General features: G+C 33.9%; 15 protein-coding genes. 2 read left to right on the forward strand and 13 right to left on the reverse strand.

The features are described 5' to 3' along the window. Genes LNP23_RS02030 through radC form a run of 3 tightly spaced genes read right to left on the reverse strand, consistent with a single transcriptional unit; the run spans position 1 to position 2,150 of the window. Positions 1-768 carry a hypothetical protein gene (locus LNP23_RS02030; RefSeq protein WP_230003395.1) on the reverse strand — a complete coding sequence of 256 codons (768 nt, stop codon included), beginning with the start codon at positions 766-768 and terminating at the stop codon, positions 1-3. Positions 769-770: 2 nt separating this feature from the next. Further along, entirely contained in the window at positions 771-1,457 is a 687-nt protein-coding gene (locus tag LNP23_RS02035) for a YjjG family noncanonical pyrimidine nucleotidase (protein ID WP_230003397.1), read from the reverse strand. A gap of 3 nt (positions 1,458-1,460) precedes the next feature. After that, positions 1,461-2,150, reverse strand: a complete 690-nt coding sequence (gene radC / locus LNP23_RS02040; protein ID WP_230003399.1) for a RadC family protein — start codon at positions 2,148-2,150, stop codon at positions 1,461-1,463. Positions 2,151-2,265: 115 nt separating this feature from the next. On the opposite strand from radC, the gene LNP23_RS02045 reads away from it, so the two are divergent. Then, positions 2,266-2,892: a DUF1287 domain-containing protein gene (locus LNP23_RS02045; protein WP_230003400.1), complete on the forward strand. Its 627-nt coding sequence runs from the start codon at positions 2,266-2,268 to the stop codon at positions 2,890-2,892. 53 nt (positions 2,893-2,945) lie between these two features. Here the strand turns inward: LNP23_RS02045 and LNP23_RS02050 are convergent, their stop codons facing one another. Together LNP23_RS02050 and LNP23_RS02055 are read right to left on the reverse strand one after the other, a co-directional pair. Then, positions 2,946-4,301, reverse strand: a complete 1,356-nt coding sequence (locus LNP23_RS02050; RefSeq protein ID WP_230003402.1) for a UDP-N-acetylmuramate--L-alanine ligase — start codon at positions 4,299-4,301, stop codon at positions 2,946-2,948. A 56-nt stretch (positions 4,302-4,357) separates the two neighbouring features. After that, positions 4,358-5,044 carry a tetratricopeptide repeat protein gene (locus tag LNP23_RS02055; RefSeq protein ID WP_230003404.1) on the reverse strand — a complete coding sequence of 229 codons (687 nt, stop codon included), beginning with the start codon at positions 5,042-5,044 and terminating at the stop codon, positions 4,358-4,360. A gap of 129 nt (positions 5,045-5,173) precedes the next feature. Here LNP23_RS02055 and LNP23_RS02060 point away from each other — a divergent pair, with 129 nt between their 5' ends. After that, positions 5,174-11,473 carry an alpha-2-macroglobulin family protein gene (locus LNP23_RS02060; RefSeq protein WP_230003406.1) on the forward strand — a complete coding sequence of 2,100 codons (6,300 nt, stop codon included), beginning with the start codon at positions 5,174-5,176 and terminating at the stop codon, positions 11,471-11,473. A 154-nt stretch (positions 11,474-11,627) separates the two neighbouring features. Here the strand turns inward: LNP23_RS02060 and LNP23_RS02065 are convergent, their stop codons facing one another. The 8 genes from LNP23_RS02065 to LNP23_RS02100 form a co-directional block, all read right to left on the reverse strand. Further along, positions 11,628-13,745 (reverse strand): S46 family peptidase, encoded by a 2,118-nt coding sequence (locus tag LNP23_RS02065; protein ID WP_428979174.1) that lies wholly within the window; start codon positions 13,743-13,745, stop codon positions 11,628-11,630. Between the two features lie 409 nt (positions 13,746-14,154). Beyond that, entirely contained in the window at positions 14,155-14,337 is a 183-nt protein-coding gene (locus LNP23_RS02070; protein WP_230003410.1) for a hypothetical protein, read from the reverse strand. Between the two features lie 8 nt (positions 14,338-14,345). Beyond that, positions 14,346-16,091: a tape measure protein gene (locus tag LNP23_RS02075; protein WP_230003412.1), complete on the reverse strand. Its 1,746-nt coding sequence runs from the start codon at positions 16,089-16,091 to the stop codon at positions 14,346-14,348. 5 nt (positions 16,092-16,096) lie between these two features. Further along, on the reverse strand, positions 16,097-16,936 hold the full coding sequence (locus tag LNP23_RS02080; protein ID WP_230003414.1) for a hypothetical protein: 840 nt from the start codon (positions 16,934-16,936) through the stop codon (positions 16,097-16,099). 58 nt (positions 16,937-16,994) lie between these two features. Next, the gene (locus tag LNP23_RS02085; RefSeq protein WP_230003415.1) at positions 16,995-17,912 is read right to left on the reverse strand and encodes a hypothetical protein; all 918 of its coding nucleotides are present in this window, start codon (positions 17,910-17,912) and stop codon (positions 16,995-16,997) included. 58 nt (positions 17,913-17,970) lie between these two features. After that, positions 17,971-18,195 carry a hypothetical protein gene (locus LNP23_RS02090; RefSeq protein WP_230003417.1) on the reverse strand — a complete coding sequence of 75 codons (225 nt, stop codon included), beginning with the start codon at positions 18,193-18,195 and terminating at the stop codon, positions 17,971-17,973. A gap of 251 nt (positions 18,196-18,446) precedes the next feature. Continuing rightward, complete coding sequence (locus LNP23_RS02095) at positions 18,447-18,629, reverse strand: hypothetical protein (RefSeq protein WP_230003419.1); 183 nt, start codon at positions 18,627-18,629, stop codon at positions 18,447-18,449. A gap of 62 nt (positions 18,630-18,691) precedes the next feature. After that, entirely contained in the window at positions 18,692-19,006 is a 315-nt protein-coding gene (locus LNP23_RS02100; protein ID WP_230003421.1) for a hypothetical protein, read from the reverse strand. Between the last annotated feature and the right edge of the window lie 46 nt (positions 19,007-19,052).

The following is a 19,052-nucleotide window of genomic DNA, read 5'->3' on the forward strand; positions in this document are numbered from 1 at the left end:
TTAGAATTTAACCGTAACTTTTTCAGATACCAGTTTATCGTTTTGATAGTACTCAAAATACCATTGATTATCTTTAGCATTTAATGTACCCTGAACAGTATCCTTTATTGCTATAAAAGAATCCGAGCGAGACGTTTTAAACAATTTCATCACTACTTTTGGAGTCTTATCAATTAACTGATATCCGTTTTCTGTTGGCTGTGCGTATAGTAAATTTGGATCTGAAATGTCTGCAACAGGAGCTGCAACAGTATTTACAGCAGCAGTAGTTGCAACAGCAGCGGTAGCAACCACAGGTAAAGACGCAACAGTGTTCACCCTCGTTACAGGAGCTGCAACCAGATTTCCGCTATATTTATAATGTAAACTATTTACCGAAACAAAAGCGCCATCAAGTGCTTCTCTATAGGCAATTTCATAATCCTTCTCTTTGCTTTTTCCAATCTCCGAAGTGTAAATCTCTTTCCCATAACAATCTTTTAATTCAACAAAAAGCTTCGTTACTAAAAAACCACCCTCCTTCTTTACATCAACATATAAAAGCTGACAACGATCGTTTAATTCTGCAGGGATTTCTTCATTGATATAAAATGCATTAAAACCGGCTTTAAGCAAATTTGATTTAGTTCTAGTTGCCAATCTGTACTGATTATCTGTTTTAACAAAATCATATCGCAACGGAATAATGACAGCCTTATAATCATTAACGGATTGTGAAAATCCAATAACCGAAAATAAAAGTGCTGTCAGTAAAAATTTAATTTTCATAATTATAAATATTTTTTAAGTTCTAATAAATGATTTATTTGTTTAAAATTTGTCGGGGCTTCAATCTTTTTATCATTAAAAAAAATAGCATCTAAACCTGCATTTAAAGCACCATTAACATCTGCGTCAAGGTCATCACCTATCATAATACTATTTTCCCTAGTAGTTTGAGCTAAATTGAGCGCATAATCAAAGATAATACTATTTGGCTTTTTTACACCTGCCAATTCCGAATTAGTGATCGTGCTAAAATACCCCCCAAGAGCTGCATTATTTATTTTTTTATCCTGAACCTGGGCAAAACCATTGGTAATAATGTGCAATTTGTATTTTGGCTTCAAATATTCCAATACTTCAATAGCACCATCAAAAAGGTGATTATTCTCTGTTAAGAGCTCGATATACTCATTTGCGATTAAATCGATATCTTCATCCGAAATTTCATAGTTTAATTCATCAAAAGAAAATTTCAGTCTATTATATCGCAATTCCTGATGTGTGATTTTATCATGTTGGTACAGTTTCCAGCACGCTTGGTTTATCGGCACATATTTATCAATAAAATCGGCTGTGTTTATGTTTAGAGATTTCTCTTTAAAAATACGATTAAAAGTCATCTCAGAGTTTTTATCAAAATCCCAAAGTGTATGGTCTAAATCAAAAAAGATATCGGTAATAGTAGTGTTCATATATTAAAAAATTCCTTCATCTACAAAACTATAATATTTTGTTTCAGTAATAATCAAATGGTCTAAAACTTTAACATCTAAGCTGTCTCCTGCCAATTTTAATGTCTTTGTAATTTTCTTATCTGCATCACTTGGAGATAATGCCCCCGAAGGATGATTATGACACAAAATCAAGCCTGTAGCACCTTTTTCTAAAGCTAATTTAAAAACTAGGCGTACATCAACAATTGTACCTGCTATTCCTCCTTTACTTAGTTGTGATTTAAAAATTACTTTATTCGAATTATTTAGAAAAAGAACCCAAAATTCTTCATGTGGTAAATCGCCAATTATGGGTTGCATAATCTCAAAGACCAACTTGCTGGATGTAATTTTAATCAATTCTACAGAATCCTCACTTCTACGGCGACGCCCCAATTCTAAAGCAGCGACAATACTGATTGCTTTCGCCTCTCCTATTCCTTTAAAATTCATCAATTGAGGAATCGACATTTTGCCCAATGCACTGAGATTATCAGCAGTGGTCAAGATTCTTTTACTTAAATCAACGGCCGATTCGTTTCTGTTACCGGATCCAATTAAAATTGCAATTAATTCTGAATCGCTCAAAGCACTTTTGCCTTTTAGCATTAACTTTTCACGTGGTCTGTCGTCTTCTGACCAGTTTCTTATAGGGAAATGTATCGCTTCCATCTGTAAAAATTTAGGTAAATATCTTATCCTTCAAATTTAAATAAAAACTAAGAAAATTCATTCAAAATAAACATAAATTATCATTTAAATTATTCCTACATTTAAATAAAAAACGATGAAATACTTTTCTATTCTTTTCCTTTTAATTATATCCTATTCCTGTCAACAAAAAAAGGAGAGTAAAATAATTTCATTGACTTCAAATCAGGCGATAAAAAAATTTGAAGAAAAACTATCTGATGCCGCAATTTCGATCATTGACCCCACAATAGAATATGATCCTGCTTATTTTTCTATACCCTATCCTAATGGAGATGTTCCTAAAAATAAAGGCGTCTGTACTGATGTTATCATTCGTTCCTACAGAAAACTGGGTATCGATTTACAAAAAGAAGTGCACGAAAATATGATTGCAAACTTCTCTGCCTATCCCAATTTAGAAAAATGGGGAATGACAAAAACAGACCCTAACATAGATCACAGAAGAGTTCCAAATCTAGAGGTTTACTTTGAACGAAAGGGGCAGAAACTTAACATTAGCCAAGATCCGTCTGCTTATAAAACAGGTGAAATAGTAACCTGGATGATCAATGGCAAACTTCCTCATATTGGAATTGTTACCAACAAAAAATCAAAAGACGGAAAACGAAATCTGATCGTACACAATGTTGGCGGCGGCCAGGTTTTGGAAGATTGTTTATTTAATTATGAAATAGTAGGACATTATAAATATGTCAAATAAAAAAGCCAACTAACAAACTGTCAATTGGCTCTTAAAAAATATTTAGATAAAGGCTATTCGATTAGTCCTTTAACATCATCAAAATTTAATCCTCCGTAATTCCCTGAACTCATCAAAAGCAATGCAGAATTCTCGAGATTTAAATTGAACAGGTATTCCTTAAATTCAACAGGATTAGTATAAATAATTAAATCTTTTCTGTTGAATGAACTTGCAATTTGTTCATAGGTAACTTCTTCAAGCTGTTTAATCTTAACAGCATCGGGAGAATAAAACACCACTGCCACATCGGCATATTCCAGTGCTCCTTCATATTCCTTTAGAAACTCAGCATTCAAGCTACTGTAGGTATGCAATTCCAGACACGCTACCAAAGTTCTGTTCGGATATTGTTCTTTTACCGCTTTGGTAGTAGCAGCTACCTTACTTGGCGAATGCGCAAAATCTTTGTAAGCCACCTTTCCTTTTCCTTCTGCAATTTTCTCCAGACGTTTAGATGCTCCTTTAAAACTAGCTATGGCTTCGTAGAAATCGGCTTCATCAACCCCCATGTTTTGACAAATCCATTTAGCTCCGGCAAGATTATTTAAATTATGTGCACCAAAAACTTCAATAGGCATATCTCCTTCCGGAGTTTTTAGTAAAGTAACCCCATCACTAACAGTATATTCGGGAGTTTCATAAGCTAATTTACGAATTGGATTTGTTGCTGCTTCGGCAACACGTTTTACTTCAGGATCATTTTCGTTGTAAACTAAAATTCCACCATTTGTAATTTTACCAATGAAGATTTCAAATTGCTCCACATAATTCTCATAGGTTGGAAAAACATTAATATGATCCCATGCAATTCCAGAAATCAAAGCGATATTAGGTTGGTACAAATGAAATTTTGGTCTTCTATCGATTGGAGAGGACAAATACTCATCACCTTCTAAAACCACAAAATCATTCTCTTCAGTAAGATGCACCATGGTATCAAAACCTTCCAATTGTGCTCCAACCATATAATCCACTTCTATATTATGATAATGCATAACATGCAAAATCATCGAAGTTATAGTCGTTTTTCCGTGCGAACCACCGATTACAACACGGGTTTTATTTTTAGATTGTTCGTATAAAAATTCCGGATAAGAATATATTTTCAAACCCAATTCCTGTGCTTTTAGCAATTCCGGATTATCTGCCTTTGCGTGCATTCCTAAAATTATCGCATCAAGATCCGTCGTGATTTTTTCAGGGAACCATCCTAATTCAGCAGGAAGAATTCCTTTGTTCTCTAACCTTGATTTTGACGGTTCAAAGATAGCATCATCGCTTCCCGTCACCTGATATCCTTTGTTATGCAATGCTAATGCCAGATTATGCATGGCACTTCCGCCTATAGCGATGAAATGTGTTTTCATTTTAAATTCCAATTTTATCTTAAATTCCGAACCGTAATACTTTAAAAATCTATTTATTAGGTCTCAAATTTTTGTTTTAATTCCCGAGCTTTTTTAGGGTCTTTTAATTTGTTCAAATATAAATTATATAATTTTTGAAACGTAGTTTTTGATTTACCAATTTCATTCGCTTTCATATAATATTTTTCGGCCGAGTTATAGCGTTTAAAATATTCTTCAATCCTTCCTTTTGACAAGTATCCGTCTACCACAGACAATTGCATTAATTCTACTGAATAAGAAATTGCCTTAGTCTCACTTCCTCCAAAAATACCGGGCAAATGCAAATAATATTCGATCAATCCCCAGCGAGCCTGAAGGTGTTTTGGATTGAGTTCTATAGCTTTTTCAAATGATTCCCGCACTTCGGTTGCCATTCCTAAAGCTTTAAATTTATTTACTTCTGAAGCCCGCATTCCAAGAGCGCCGCCATATTTAAAATAATAATTAGCTTCCGTTGGTTTTAACTCTTTCAGTTTTTTGTAATATCCAACCGCTTCTTCCCACGATTTATTATAAGAAGCAATATCACCTAAATACTCTATAACCTTTGTATCTGATGGTTTGTTTTTCAAAACCTCTTCGAACAGATTTTGCGCTTCATCGTATTTTTTTGCGTGAAACAACTTCTCTCCCTTTTCGAAATTAGATTGCGAGCACATTACTAATGGCGAAAGCAAAAATAGAAGTAGCAGTTGTTTCATGTTTCAAAAATAAGGAAATATAAAATGTATCATTTGCTTTTAGATATAAATTGCTACTTTGGGTGAAAAATATTCTAAGAACTTCCCAACCTTTCTTTTAAAAAGGTCATCATACATTAAAACGCTGCTATGAAAAATATATTATTTTTATTCTTATTGCTCTCTACAACACTTTTTGGACAACAAAATGACAAAAAATGGGATAACGTTGTTTTTTACGAAAAAGCAGGCAAAATAAAATCCGCTAATGAAATAGTTGCTAAAATCTATAAAAAAGCAGTACTCGACAAAGATGAAGTTCAAATAATAAAATGCTTTTTCTATCAATCGAAGTACATGCAAATCCTTGAAGAAAACGCTCAAACTAAAATAGTAAATAATCTAAAAAAAGACATAAGTAGAATTACTATTCCTTCAAGGGCTATTTTAAATTTAGTTTATGCGAAATGCCTGGATGAGTACTTCACGCAAAACAGATATCAAATCAACAACCGTACAAACACCGTAACTTTTGATGCAGATTTTTTGACCTGGACCGAAATCAACTTTAAAGATCAAATAAACAGTTCGTTGAAACAAACGCTCGAAAATGAAAACATTTTAAAGAATACTTCTTTAAGCCAATATAAATCTATTTTTGATTATTCAACAAAAGAAAAATTTAAAACTAATACTTTATTTCATTACATTTTAAAAGAATATATATTTCTGTTTAAGCAAAGATTGGCTACCTGGGAAATCAAAAGAGATCAATTTTTAAATTATAAAAAAGAACTTTATGGAAAATCTGACGACTTTACAAAAATAAATTTTGATTTTGTCAGCAGTCCAGACCTTCAAAATCTCCTTTTGTTATACCAAAAACTAGAAAAAAACACACCATCTGCCGAAAATACATTTGACCGTGTCCTATTCTGCAAAAATTTTATATTTGAAGCTGATACCGACTACATCAATGCGCTTACTAAAATTCAAAAAAGTACAACGGATACACTAATTATACAAAAAACTCAATTAGAAAAAGCGGAAATCCTTATTCAAAATGCATTTAAAGACCTACATTCCGATTATAAAATTAAAGCTGTTGCAACTTTAGACAGTATCCTAAAAATCAATAATCGATCTAACGCGTACAAACAAGCCATTGAGAAAAAACACTACATCAATTCAAAATCGTTACAAATTCAACTTGAAAAATACACTTATCCCGATCAAAACACCAGAGCGTTCCTTACCTATAAAAATGTTGACAGTCTAAAAATAAGTTTTTACAAAATAGATCTTAGTCAAATTAATTTTTTCCATTATTCCTACGCAAAAAAAGACAGCGTCTTAAATCATCTGCTTTTAAATCACATTCCTGTAGCTAAGAAAAATTACATTTTAAAAAATCCTAAAGACTATTTTGAACATACTACAGAAATCATCCTGCCCAATTTAAAAACAGGTAACTATGTAGTATTTTTCGAAAGCAACAACAATAAAAAAGATAGTAAAGCTTTTGCTTCTGAAACCCTTACCGTAAGTAATTTTACCGTTCTGACAGAAATAAAAGACAAAAAAGAATATTATCAGGTACTGGATAGAAAATCCGGGCAACCTATAGAAAATGTAAAGATCCAAACGGATAAATTCACTGGTCACACAGATAAAACCGGGATTCTTATTTACGAAAAAGACGGTATTGAAAGTTCGTATCTAAATTTAACGTTAACCAAAGAAAACGACAGCCTGGCTCTGTATAATAACCAAATACAAGTTTCTAACGAATATCGCGTAAATGAAACTACAAAAGGCAAAGTAAAATTCTACTTAGACCGAGCCATTTATCGTCCGGGTCAAACCGTTTATTTTAAAGGAATCGCTTTTCAGAAAAAAGCAACTCAATCTACAATTGTTTCTGATTGTGTTTTTAAAATTAGTATTCTTGATGCCAATCGATCAGTTCTAAAGGAATTCAACTTGACAAGCAATGAATACGGTTCCTTTTCAGGTGAATTTACTTTACCGAAAAATGGAATAACCGGAAATTTTTCGATTACCGCAGAAAGACCTAAAGATTACGAAAAAGACAGTATAAATGGTAAAACAAAAGAAAAACCTTCGTTTTGGGATTATGTTGATTTTGAGAATTCCTCTTTAAAATTTAGAATGGAAGAATACAAAAAACCAACTTTTGAAATCAGTATAGATCCTTTGGCAAAGACTTATGCTGTCAATCAAAAAGTAACAATAACCGGAAACGCGACCTCTTTTACAGGCGCAAACATTACCGATGCCAAAGTCTCCTATGAAATTCGTCAGGAAACTTATAAGATTAACCGGTATGACGACTATGAATATTATGGAGGAAAATTGCAAATAATATCCCAATCCGAAACCAAGACGGACAACAAAGGGAAATTCACAATTGATTTTATCGCAAAACCAGATCCTGAACCAAAAAAAGAAACTTTACCAATTTTTAGTTATCGAATTAGAGCTACCGTAACGGATATCAACGGAGAAACACATACTATTGAGCAACTAATTGGTAATGTTGGATATCATGGATTAAAACTAAAAACAATACTTCCAAGCATTATTAAAACAAAAGAGAAAAACACTTTAAAACTAGAAAGCGAAAACTTAAATGGCGTATTTGCCGCAACGCAAGGCGAAATTAAAATTTATTGTTTGCGAAAATCAGAAAACAAATTCAAACCCAGAATATGGGAAAAACCAGAAATACAGTCAATTTCAGATACTGAATTTGATCGATTATTCCCTTTTGAGCAAAATAAAAAACCGCTTTCTGAGAAAGAAACAGGGGAATTAGTCTATACCCACAAAGTAGATACCGGAAAAAACCGGGAAATCCCGTTAGACTTTATGGCTGAGTACCCGTCCGGAAACTACAAAGTTACTTTTGTCGCCACAGACCAATTTAACACTACCATAGAAAACAGCTCTCTTTTTAATCTCATTCATAGTTCAGAAAAAACAATTCCGAACCAACTTTTCACAGTTGAGCAAACAAATTCCGACCCAAAAAAAGATGGATTTTTAAAAATTAAAATTCATAGTAAAATTCCTAACTTGTATATAAACGGCTCTGCTTATTATAGAGATATGTCTTTTTTTGAAGAAAATGTCATCGTAAAAGATAATGAAGCTTCTTTAACAATTCCACTACAAAAAGAGTTCGAAAACACGATTACGATCTATTTCACGAGTGTTTTTGACAATGCCGAACTCAAAAATCAATTGGACGTTACCCTAAAAAATGAAGAACCAAAACTTCAATTTGAAATAAAAAGTTTCAGAAATAAAATTGAACCCGGAAAACCGGAAAACTGGTCTTTTAAATTATCCGCATCCAATACAACTTTAGAATCAGAAATTCTGGCAGCTATGTATGACAAATCCTTAGACCAATTTGATAAAGAAGATTGGCACTTGCTAAAATTCCCTAATTTCCATTCTTACTATAATTCAGGATACAAAAATCATTTTGGATTCCAAAAAACATATTCTTCAATAAATAATTTAAATACTGATTTAAACCATATCCAATTCTATAATCAGGGAACTGAGTTAATGTGGTTTGGCTTTAATTTTAATAATACCAACAATCCTTACTCACTTAAAGAATACGAAAACTATCTTACTAATAAAGCCAAAAAGCCATCTGATGCAAAAATGGTTTTCGGAATTGTATCTGATAACGCCGAAGTTTTGCCGGGAATCACTATCAAAATAAAAGGCACTAATAGAGCTACCACTTCTGATTTTGATGGATATTACCAAATCGAAGCCGGTGAGAATGAAAATCTCGAATTTTCATACCCTGGTTATAAAAACCAAATTAAAACTATTGGTCCTGAAAAAGAAATAAATATTATACTGGAAGTGGAAGATTCAGCTCTGGAAAAAGTCATCGTAGTTGGCTATGGTATACGAAAAGTAAAAAAATCATTTGCCGCCTCAGTAGTCGAAGAAGACAATTCGGTTTATAGCAGTGCCAGTGCATCATTATCTTTAGAAGAGAGAATTACAGGATTACAGGCTTCTAAAAATGAAGAATTAAATGCTATACTACAAGTCAAACCAAGAAAAAACCTCTCTGAAACGGCATTCTTTTTGCCTCATCTAAAAACAGATGCTAAAGGGAATGTAAGTTTCAACTTTACTTCTCCGGAAGCTTTAACAAGTTGGAAACTTCGTTTACTGGCCCATAATAAAGAGGCAGCTTCGGGGTACTTAGAAAAAACGGTAATCACTCAAAAAGACTTGATGGTTTTACCTAATTTTCCACGTTTTTTAAGAGAAAAAGATACCATTGTAATTACTGCTAAGATTTCGAATATTACGAATGAAGTCAAAACCGGAATCGCCATTTTACAATTTTTTGATGCCACCACTATGGAACCAATCGATGCCAAAATGCTAAATGCTAAAAACGTTAAAAACTTCTCCGTTGGGGCTTTGGGGAACACGACAGCAAGCTGGACAATAACTATTCCGGAAGGATTACAAGGGGTTCAATATAAAATCCTGGCCAAATCCGGAAACTTCTCTGATGGTGAAGAAAACATTCTTCCTGTTCTGACCAACAATATGCTGGTTACAGAAAGTATTCCGATTTGGGTTCGTGAAAATTCTAAAAAAGAATACACTTTTGAGAATCTAAAAAACAATACTTCGACCACTTTAAGAAATCATCAGTTTACTTTAGAATATACGTCCAATCCCTCTTGGATTGCGATTCAGTCTCTTCCTTATTTAATGGAATACGAACATGAATGCGCCGAACAAACTTTCGCGCGATTCTATGCCAACGCATTGGCGACAGAGATTATTTCGAGTAATCCCAAAATCGCCACCGTTTTTGAAAATTGGAGAAAAAAAGGAAAACTGAATTCAAAATTAGAAGAAAATGAAGAATTAAAATCGATACTTCTAGCTGAAACCCCTTGGTTTAATGATGCTCAAACTGAAGACGAAAAGAAGAAAAACATAGCCCTGTTATTTGATTTAGAGAAAATGAAAGTATCTCAGGAAACGACTTTCAAAAAATTAAAACAAAAACAGAAGAGCTCAGGAGGATTCCCTTGGTTTGACGGAAGTGATGAAAACAACTATATCACCAGACATATTTTGGCAGGTTTAGGCCATTTATCTAAATTGAGTAAAACAAAAGACAATCTTTCTAAAATGGATGCCATTGCAAAAACAGCAATCCCCTATTTAGACCAACAGTTTCTGGAAAATTACAAACTAAAAACCAAAAATCTAAAAGCTGCCGACAAACTGCTTTGGATTAACCCAAATGCTGATTTACACCATTTGTATGCGAGAAGTTTTTATTTAGAGAACTACCCGCTTTCAGATACTTTAAAAAAGGCTTCCAAAATGTATCTCGATACCGCCAAAAAAAACTGGCTAACCTATTCTCTATATGAAAAAGGATTAGCGGCTTTAACATTAAACCGTTTTGGAGACGAAGCAGCTGCCAAAACAATCCTGGAAAGTCTAAAAGAAACTGCCTCCAACAACGAAGATTGGGGAATGTATTGGATTGCCAATAAATCGGGTTGGTACTGGTATCAGGCACCAATAGAAACACAAGCTCTATTGATTGAAGCTTTCAGCGAAATAAACAACGATACCAAAGCTGTCGATGCCATGAAAGTCTGGTTGCTAAAAAACAAACAGACTAAAAACTGGCCCACAACAAAATCTACGACCGAAGCCATTTATGCCTTATTGTTACAAGGAACAGATTGGCTTAGTGTAAAAGACAATACTGTTATTACACTTGGGGATGAAAAAATCATGACCAAAAAATTAACTGAAAACGAAAAAGAAGCCGAAACAGGTTACCTCAAACTGAATTGGAAAGCAGACGAAGTCAAAAAAGAAATGGCTACAGTAAAAATCGAAAACAAATCTAATGTTCCCGGTTTTGGTGGTATTTACTGGCAATATTTTGAAGACTTAGATAAAATCAAAACCAATACCGGAGCGGTTTTATCCGTATCAAAGGAACTGTATCATAATAAGAGTACTATAAAAGGAAATGAACTCGAAAAAATAACAGCCGAAAAGCCATTACAAATTGGTGATCTGATAACCGTAAGATTGCTTATCACCTCTAAAGAAGATACCGAATTCGTACACTTAAAAGACATGCGTGCTTCTTGTTTTGAACCTGTCGATGTGCTTTCAAAATACCAATACAGAGATGGATTGGGTTACTACACCAGTACAAAAGACGCCGCAACACATTTGTTTTTTGACAAAATAAACAAAGGGACTTATGTAATAGAATATAATATCCGTGTCAATAACAGTGGTGAATTTTCTAATGGTATTACCACAATCGAGAGTATGTATGCACCGGAATTTACCAGCCACACTAGAGGAATTCGGGTGAAGGTCAAATAATAATAATAATAATAATAAGGTAACTAAAGAAACCTAACAGGTTTTGAAAACCTGTTAGGTTTAGTTTACTCTTTAGAAATTATTTCACCTATTTAAAACAAAAAACCCGACAGGTTTTGAAAACCTGCCGGGTCTATTTTATAAAAAAATCGAATTATTTTATAATTGTCATTTCATCAATAATGTTTTTGGCACCTGCGTATTTGTCAATAATCCAAAGTACATAACGAATATCTACGTTGATGGTTCTTTGTAATTTAGAGTCAAAAATAACATCTCCGGCCATAGCTTCAATGTTTCCGTCAAAAGCAACACCAATTAATTCTCCTTTTCCGTTAAGAACCGGTGAACCTGAATTCCCACCTGTAATATCATTATCCGTAAGGAAGTTTACTGGCATGTATCCTGCTTTATCAGCATATTGTCCGTAATCTTTGGTTTTGTTTAATTCTAACAATCTTGCCGGTAAATCAAATTCCTGATCTCCTGCTTTGTACTTTTTCACCATACTTTCCATGGTAGTATAATTGTTGATTTTAGCATCGTTACGTTTGTCTTCCGGCAAAGCACGAACTTTTCCGTACGTCAATCTCAAAGTTGAATTGGCATCAGGGTATTGAATCGTATTTAATTTAGATTCTCTTAAACCTTCCACTAATTTTCTGTAAGCAATTGCAAAAGCCTCATCAGATTTTACTTGATCATCAGATTTAGCACGGTATTTTGTCAACAAGTCAGTAGAGATAATATATAAAGGATCGTGTACAATAGCCAATGGTTTTGGATCAGCCATAAACGCCACTATTTTTTCTTTAGAAGTAAAGTAACTTGTTTCAGTTGCTTTTGCAACGTCTGCTGTAAAATCACCATTATTCAATGATTTCATTTTAGCTACTTGTGGGGCTAAACCGTATTCAGTTGCTTTAGCAGCGTATAAATTTAACTGTGCTGTTAATACCTCTTTTTCAAGTGGAGCATAAAAATCGCCATAAATGCCATCAATCATTGCGTTGATCTTAGGTAACATTTCTGCTTTTTTAGCATCATTCTCGTTGTAGTAAGCAATCAAAGCATTTCCTAAATTTGCAGGTCCATTTGCATAACTTGAAGTACGCATCAGTTGCGTTAAATAGTTATCATGAACTACTTTTACATTTGTACTTCTGTAATACTCATTAATAGTCGGAATTACATTCTCGTACTTTTCTTTATTAGCCGGCTTAGTTGCCCACTCATAAAACTTATCTTCTTGCTCTTCTTTAGTAGCTGCTGTTCCTGCTTTAGTCAAAGCATCAATCATTCCTTGACGGTTTTTCCAGTAATTAGCTGTAGACGCATATTTAGAAGCATACTGTAAACGAACAGTAGCATCTTTATCCATATACTTTTTCATTTGGTCCATTCCGGTCTTAGCACCTTCAACCCATGCAGGGTAAGCAAATTTTACATTTTGCTCAATTCCACCTGCCGGCATCCAACGGTTTGTTCTTCCCGGGTAACCCAAAATCATAGCAAAGTCATTTTCTTTAACTCCTTTAAGACTTATCGGTAAATAATGTTTAGGCTGTAAAGGCACATTATCTTTAGAATAAGTTGCAGGATTTCCGTTTTTGTCTGCGTACACTCTAAACATAGAGAAATCTCCAGTTTGACGCGGCCACTCCCAGTTGTCTGTATCTCCACCAAATTTACCAACACTTTCAGGAGGTGTACCCACTAAACGTACATCAGTATAATCTTGGTAAACGAAATAGTAATATTCATTTCCTTGAAAGAAAGGACGAACAGAAACTGTATATTTTCCACCTTCATTATTCTCCTTTTCAATCAAAGCGATCTCTTGTTGAATAATTTTGTTTCTTTCTGTTTCCGTCATTTTATCATCAACTTTAGACAATATTCTTTTCGAAACGTCATCCATACGAACGAAGAAACGAACGTATAATGATTTTGGTTTCATCTCGGCACTTTTTTCTTTTGCCCAAAAACCATCTTTCAAATAATTTTTTTCTGCAGACGAAAGTTCTGCAATAGCATTATAACCACAATGGTGATTGGTTAAAACCAAACCGCTTTTAGAAACGATTTCGGCTGTACAACCTCCGTTAAATTGTACAATAGCATCTTTCAAACTATGATTATTAATACTGTAAATCTCTTCGGCTGTTAATTGCAAGCCCATTTTTTCCATATCTCTATGGTTTAATCTTTCGATAAACATCAAAAACCACATTCCTTCATCAGCTCTTACAGGAAAAGCCATTAGGCACATGGTCAAGTATAATCGAAAAATCAAAATTTCCACTTTGAAAAAACAAAATTTCCATTTTTCAGACGTACATAGAAATTTTTAAACGTCATTTAAAAAGCAATTAAAGCCCCGATTGGGGCTTTTTTTTATGCTATCGAACAATAGACATAGCATAATATTATCTATTGAGCTTTGCCCGACTACGTAGGTCTGACTATGCAAATATACATAATTTTTTTTTGTGGTAAGTGGCTGTACTCGAACCAAGCGCATTAGATTCTTTTTTTAGACAAATTGAGCTAATACGAGAATAAACAAAAAAAGCCCCAATTGGGGCTTTTTTATGCTATCGAACAATAGATTAGCATAATGTTATTCTATTGAGCTTTGCCCGACCCGCAAGCCTGACAATGCAAATATACGTAATATTTTATTTGTAAATTCCCTCGTATGCTATAACCGCATTAATAGTTCTAACAGACAAATAAAAATCAGTTGCAATACTTTCTATTACGGCATCAACCGTCCATTTTTTTTGCGCTTTCGTTTTCTTTTCAAAGCTAGTTCGTATGTCTTTATTTCTCCTTTTTATACGTTCTTGTTTACTCTCCATAAATTAAATTAACTGGTTTGCATTTGGTTTACACTATTTACTGCTCTTAATAATATTTCTTGCACCGTTTCGCCTAATCTTTCAATTCCTTTTTCGGTGTTTTCAACAAATATTTTTGTATCATCCTGTAGCTTATGGATAGTTACATTAATGGTTGTCATTTTAGAGCCTCCTGATACAATGTTATCGTCTTTTTCTCCTTTTCGCTTTTTCTTTTTGCCCGTATCATTCATCAAGTCAGCAAAAACTTTAGATTTCTCTTGTTTAAGATAATCAGGAGTAGTTTTTTTATCATCAGCGGTTTTTATTCCGACTTCTTTAGCCTTCATGTGAACACCATCATTATAACCTTTGGAAAATGTTCGAGCCGCTTTTAGTCCATCGTCAAAGAGTTTCTTTTTTGAATCAACTCCCATTAAATCGCCTACGGCTTTTTTACCAATATCAAAAGCATTTTTGAAATCGCCTTTAAAAAATGCCATCAATGCGCTACCTATTCCTGTAATACCTGATAATAAATCGTGAAAGCGATTAATCACATAATCTTTAATTGCAGTTCCAAAGCCTTTCAGTACTTCCCAAGTTCCCATTATGACACCCCGAAATCCCTCAAAGCGATTCCAACACGCCCAAACAATGGCAATCAAGCCCGCAAAGGCGATAACTGCCAATCCAATAGGGTTCATACTCATTACAAGGTTAAAGGCACTTTGAGCGGCTGTAGCTAACCAAAGCCGTGCCTCAAATAAAGCAAATTGAGCTGAAAACACCCAAAAACCTGCATTAGCCGCAACAAAAGAAATCCCTAATGTAGTAACCAAAGCTCCAAAGAAAAACATTAAAGGTTTTGCTTCAATAATCCATTTAACAACATCGGCTACAGCATGACCAAAAGGAATAATGCTTTCGCCTATTGCCGTACCAATATCAAATAAAGGTTTTATCCATTCTGCAAAAGCCATTCCAATTCTGCTTATTTTATTTTGAAATGTTCCTATCATAGTAGTCCATTTACCGCCCGCAGATTCAGCCATCTTTTTTGCCATATCATGGTATCGCCCACCTTCCGAAGTTGCAAGCCTAAACGCTTCCTCAACCATCCCCGAAGATATAGCTCCCTGTTCCATTTTATCTTTTAATTTACTCATTGATATACCCGTGTTTTCGGATATAATTTGAAGTGGATTAAAACCTTGATTAATCATTTGTAAGGTATCCTGCCCCATCAAACGACCAGTAGCCATAACTTGTGAGTAAACGAGTGATAAACCGTTTAACTTTTCCTGATTACCCATTGCAACATCCCCGAGCATTTTCATATTACCCATTACTTTCTCCTGAGCAATACCAAAACCAAGCATTGTTTCAGCACCTTTAATAATTCCGTCATTACTGTAAGGCGTGGCATTAGCATATTCGTTAAGTTGCCCGAGCATATCCCGGGCTTTCCCGACGGAACCGAGCAAGACTTCAAATTTAACGTTCGTTTGCTCCATTTCCACCCCCATATTAAAAATAGCCTTGACTCCCGCAACGACACCAAGCGAAATACCCAACGCTCCGACTAAGCCAATTACTGTTTTAAAGCCCGAACCCATAGAATTGAAAAAAGAGCTAGAAGAACTTTCGGTACTTCTAAAAGTACCGTTTAATCCTTGAACTCGATTATTAGTCATGCCAACACTCGCCGCTATTTGAGTAAGCGACGATGATGCCATGTTTTTCATTGATATAATAAATTCATATGCATTCATAAATCTTAAATTTTAGCAGAAATTATAGCACCAAGGGCTTTGTTTCTAATAGGCATAGCCAAAAACCTTTTATCAAAACCTACTATAGTAGCCCTTTGCTCTGGATCATTAATACGCTCGTACATATTTACACTACCGTCGCACTTCATTACTTCCTCAGAACTAAAAGAAAATGAGCCGAAAGTTGTGTTAGAATCTGCTATCGCACCCCAAGGAAGTTTTGTTAACGTTGAAACATTATACTTTGGCGTTTTGGTATATTGCAAAATATTGAATCCTGCAAATCGGTTAGGTTGTCCGTTAACAAAGTCCGTAATATCTTTGAAAGATTTTAAGTCGAAAAGAATTAAATCCTCTAAATGATTTGGGTCAAGCACTAAATATCTGTTTTCAAAAGGAATATCTAATAAATCATATTTCTTTTTTAGTTTCAAAATATCCTCAGGAACTAATCTTTTAAATCCTTCTCCATTGTCACTTCCTGTAGTAATAAGAATAGGAGTATCTACTGTATTACTAGCGGGAGCATAAGCGTGTGCCGCTTTTTGTCCTGTTGAAGATTTTAATGCGTTTCTATGTCCGTAAATAACGCTTTCTAATTTATCATAAGCCAGCTCTACCGTTTCAGGATTTCTAACTAAAGTGTTTTTAGTTTCGTAGAAATCCAGTTCAAGAGATATAGGCATGTCGGCTCTCTCAACTATCGGAATAGGATAAGTTGTATTATTAATTAAGACCTCGGGGTCAAAACCGCAATCAGCTAAATTGATTTTGTCGTTTTCTACGTATGCAGTCATGTCTTTTGCATAATTTAAAAACGATGCCTCAGGGTAAAATTTTTCCATAATTTGGCTAGTCCAAACTTGTTTATTCAATGTACTCATAATCTCTAATATTTAAAATTTAATTGTTATACTCTTCTTTAATTAGTTTGTTGTAAAGTTCTCGGTCGTCTTCAAGTTCTTTTGGAGCGTGTTTTCTATAATCTTGTAATGTCCATTCGCTTCGTGGCTTATCGGTAAGGTCGCTTAACTCTGTTTTTGTGCTTTTGTGACCCAAAACAACACTTTTTATTAAACTGTGGTTCGCTCGTGTAACGTCCTTATTGGTTGCTTCTGTAATAAGAGCTTGCAAATCTTTTTTTGTAGAAACAAAGTCGCCTTTGAAAGCCATCAACTGGACACGTTTTAAACTGGCGGGAATAATTTTTAGTTGAATTGCTAAACTTGTTAAATTTTCGGATTCCTCAGTCCTTTCATTTCCTAGTTCGTCAACCCGTTTTTTTAATTCCTCAATTGCTGTGAAAATTTCATCATCCTTTGCATTACTTTTCAAATCCAACAGTTGAATAAGTTTAGTGTTCAAATCCGCTGGAGTTTTTAAGTACGTTCTACGGTATAGATTGTATTTTACGGTATTTTTTGATAACTCACTACTAACCCTAACCGCATTTGCATTTGACGGTATTGCAACGATTGAGCATTCAATAACGACTGATTTTTTAGCTACACCGTCGAGGGGTGGCTCTTCGGGAAATTCAACACCTAAAGAGGTAGCGTTAAGAAAACCGTTTTCAACTTTTTTCGCAATCTTAATCGCCAACGGGTCATCCATATCAAAAACCGCATCAGCAAAAACTTGTGTACCTTTTACTGTTATGTTTTCCCACTTTCCAATAACGTCAAGTGCTTTATCGTGTTGATAAAACATTACTGGATTCTGTTTAAATCGGGTCAAATCCATTCCAGCGGTTAGAATTGAAAACCCGTAGCTATTTACACTTTCATCGTGTATTAAAAACGTTTGCTTTTTTACTGCCATATCATTTATATTTTTTACTATTATTAAAATTCCTTTTACTTTTTTATATTCTTAGTTTTTAAATTAATTTTTGACTTTCTATTTTAGATAAAGTGAAATCTATTTTTGATTGTAATTTTTTGGAGTACGCAAAAGGAAAATTTATTATTACATCATCATTCATAAGTACGCCCCGCTCTTGGTTAATGCAAATCCTTTCGCCAATTGAAAAAACAGTTTTGTTTTTGGCGGTGCAATACTCTAAAATCATTTGAAGTTCTTCAAGGCGTAATTCTCTATCCATTTTGTTACTATATTTTATTACTTATTAAAATCTACTTTATAATTGTTTGATTGCCGTTGTTAAACCCTTTTTAATTGCTATTTATTTCTGATTTAAACCACGTTTAAATTTTTGTTCGCATCGATTTGTTATTCACTTATTAAAACACCAAAACCGCCTTATTAAAGGCGGTTGGGTTGTGGTCAGAAGCTATAATTACCGTGAGAAAGTTTTTAAATGTCATTGTGTTCTGTGATTATTGTTTTAGAAATTTAGTTGAAATCATAAATTTCATTTTCCTCTATTCCTGAATCACAAATTTGAATTTCAACGGGCGTAAAAACTGTTTTTGTATAGTAGGTCATTCCTAAAAGCTTATAATACTTAACATCTTTCACAACGCTTAGTTGTTCATCTAAAAAATGCTTAGTTATGGTAGTAAATGGGTTTTTCATTTAGAATGTTATTTTAGTTTAATTAGAGTTTTTTTTAATCGCTGATACTTATACCAGTTTATTTAATTACCCATTATTTTTTTGGGATATATCGCTACGGGTTTTAATTTGCCTAATTCAACTCTACAAAGAGTTGTTTGAATAGATCTTGCATTTTTTCTAAATTGCTCTTGACGATTAAGTGCCATATCAACCCCTATTTTCATTTCTTCAAAATCAAAATCAATGCAATTAAACATTGTAATGATTGGCGCAATTTTGCCATTTCTTAAAACAACGTTGGTTATTAATGCGTGAGATGGCGCTTTTAATAAATCATTATTTTCTTCGATAACTGGAATTAAAGCGGTGTTTTGGTTTTGTGTGAATGTTTTCATAATTTTGTTTTTCTAATTTTGTTAAAAATTCGTTTTTAGCATTTCT

The sequence above is a fragment of the Flavobacterium cupriresistens genome, assembly GCF_020911925.1.
Classification (GTDB): domain Bacteria; phylum Bacteroidota; class Bacteroidia; order Flavobacteriales; family Flavobacteriaceae; genus Flavobacterium; species Flavobacterium cupriresistens.

What these genes read in the sequence shown, in the direction of transcription:
- LNP23_RS02030 (WP_230003395.1), bottom strand. Translation starts at nt 768, where the DNA reads ATGAAAATTAAATTTTTACTGACAGCACTTTTATTTTCGGTTATTGGA.
- LNP23_RS02035 (WP_230003397.1), bottom strand. Translation starts at nt 1,457, where the DNA reads ATGAACACTACTATTACCGATATCTTTTTTGATTTAGACCATACACTT.
- radC (WP_230003399.1), bottom strand. Translation starts at nt 2,150, where the DNA reads ATGGAAGCGATACATTTCCCTATAAGAAACTGGTCAGAAGACGACAGA.
- LNP23_RS02045 (WP_230003400.1), top strand. Translation starts at nt 2,266, where the DNA reads ATGAAATACTTTTCTATTCTTTTCCTTTTAATTATATCCTATTCCTGT.
- LNP23_RS02050 (WP_230003402.1), bottom strand. Translation starts at nt 4,301, where the DNA reads ATGAAAACACATTTCATCGCTATAGGCGGAAGTGCCATGCATAATCTG.
- LNP23_RS02055 (WP_230003404.1), bottom strand. Translation starts at nt 5,044, where the DNA reads ATGAAACAACTGCTACTTCTATTTTTGCTTTCGCCATTAGTAATGTGC.
- LNP23_RS02060 (WP_230003406.1), top strand. Translation starts at nt 5,174, where the DNA reads ATGAAAAATATATTATTTTTATTCTTATTGCTCTCTACAACACTTTTT.
- LNP23_RS02065 (WP_428979174.1), bottom strand. Translation starts at nt 13,745, where the DNA reads ATGTGCCTAATGGCTTTTCCTGTAAGAGCTGATGAAGGAATGTGGTTT.
- LNP23_RS02070 (WP_230003410.1), bottom strand. Translation starts at nt 14,337, where the DNA reads ATGGAGAGTAAACAAGAACGTATAAAAAGGAGAAATAAAGACATACGA.
- LNP23_RS02075 (WP_230003412.1), bottom strand. Translation starts at nt 16,091, where the DNA reads ATGAATGCATATGAATTTATTATATCAATGAAAAACATGGCATCATCG.
- LNP23_RS02080 (WP_230003414.1), bottom strand. Translation starts at nt 16,936, where the DNA reads ATGGAAAAATTTTACCCTGAGGCATCGTTTTTAAATTATGCAAAAGAC.
- LNP23_RS02085 (WP_230003415.1), bottom strand. Translation starts at nt 17,912, where the DNA reads ATGGCAGTAAAAAAGCAAACGTTTTTAATACACGATGAAAGTGTAAAT.
- LNP23_RS02090 (WP_230003417.1), bottom strand. Translation starts at nt 18,195, where the DNA reads ATGGATAGAGAATTACGCCTTGAAGAACTTCAAATGATTTTAGAGTAT.
- LNP23_RS02095 (WP_230003419.1), bottom strand. Translation starts at nt 18,629, where the DNA reads ATGAAAAACCCATTTACTACCATAACTAAGCATTTTTTAGATGAACAA.
- LNP23_RS02100 (WP_230003421.1), bottom strand. Translation starts at nt 19,006, where the DNA reads ATGAAAACATTCACACAAAACCAAAACACCGCTTTAATTCCAGTTATC.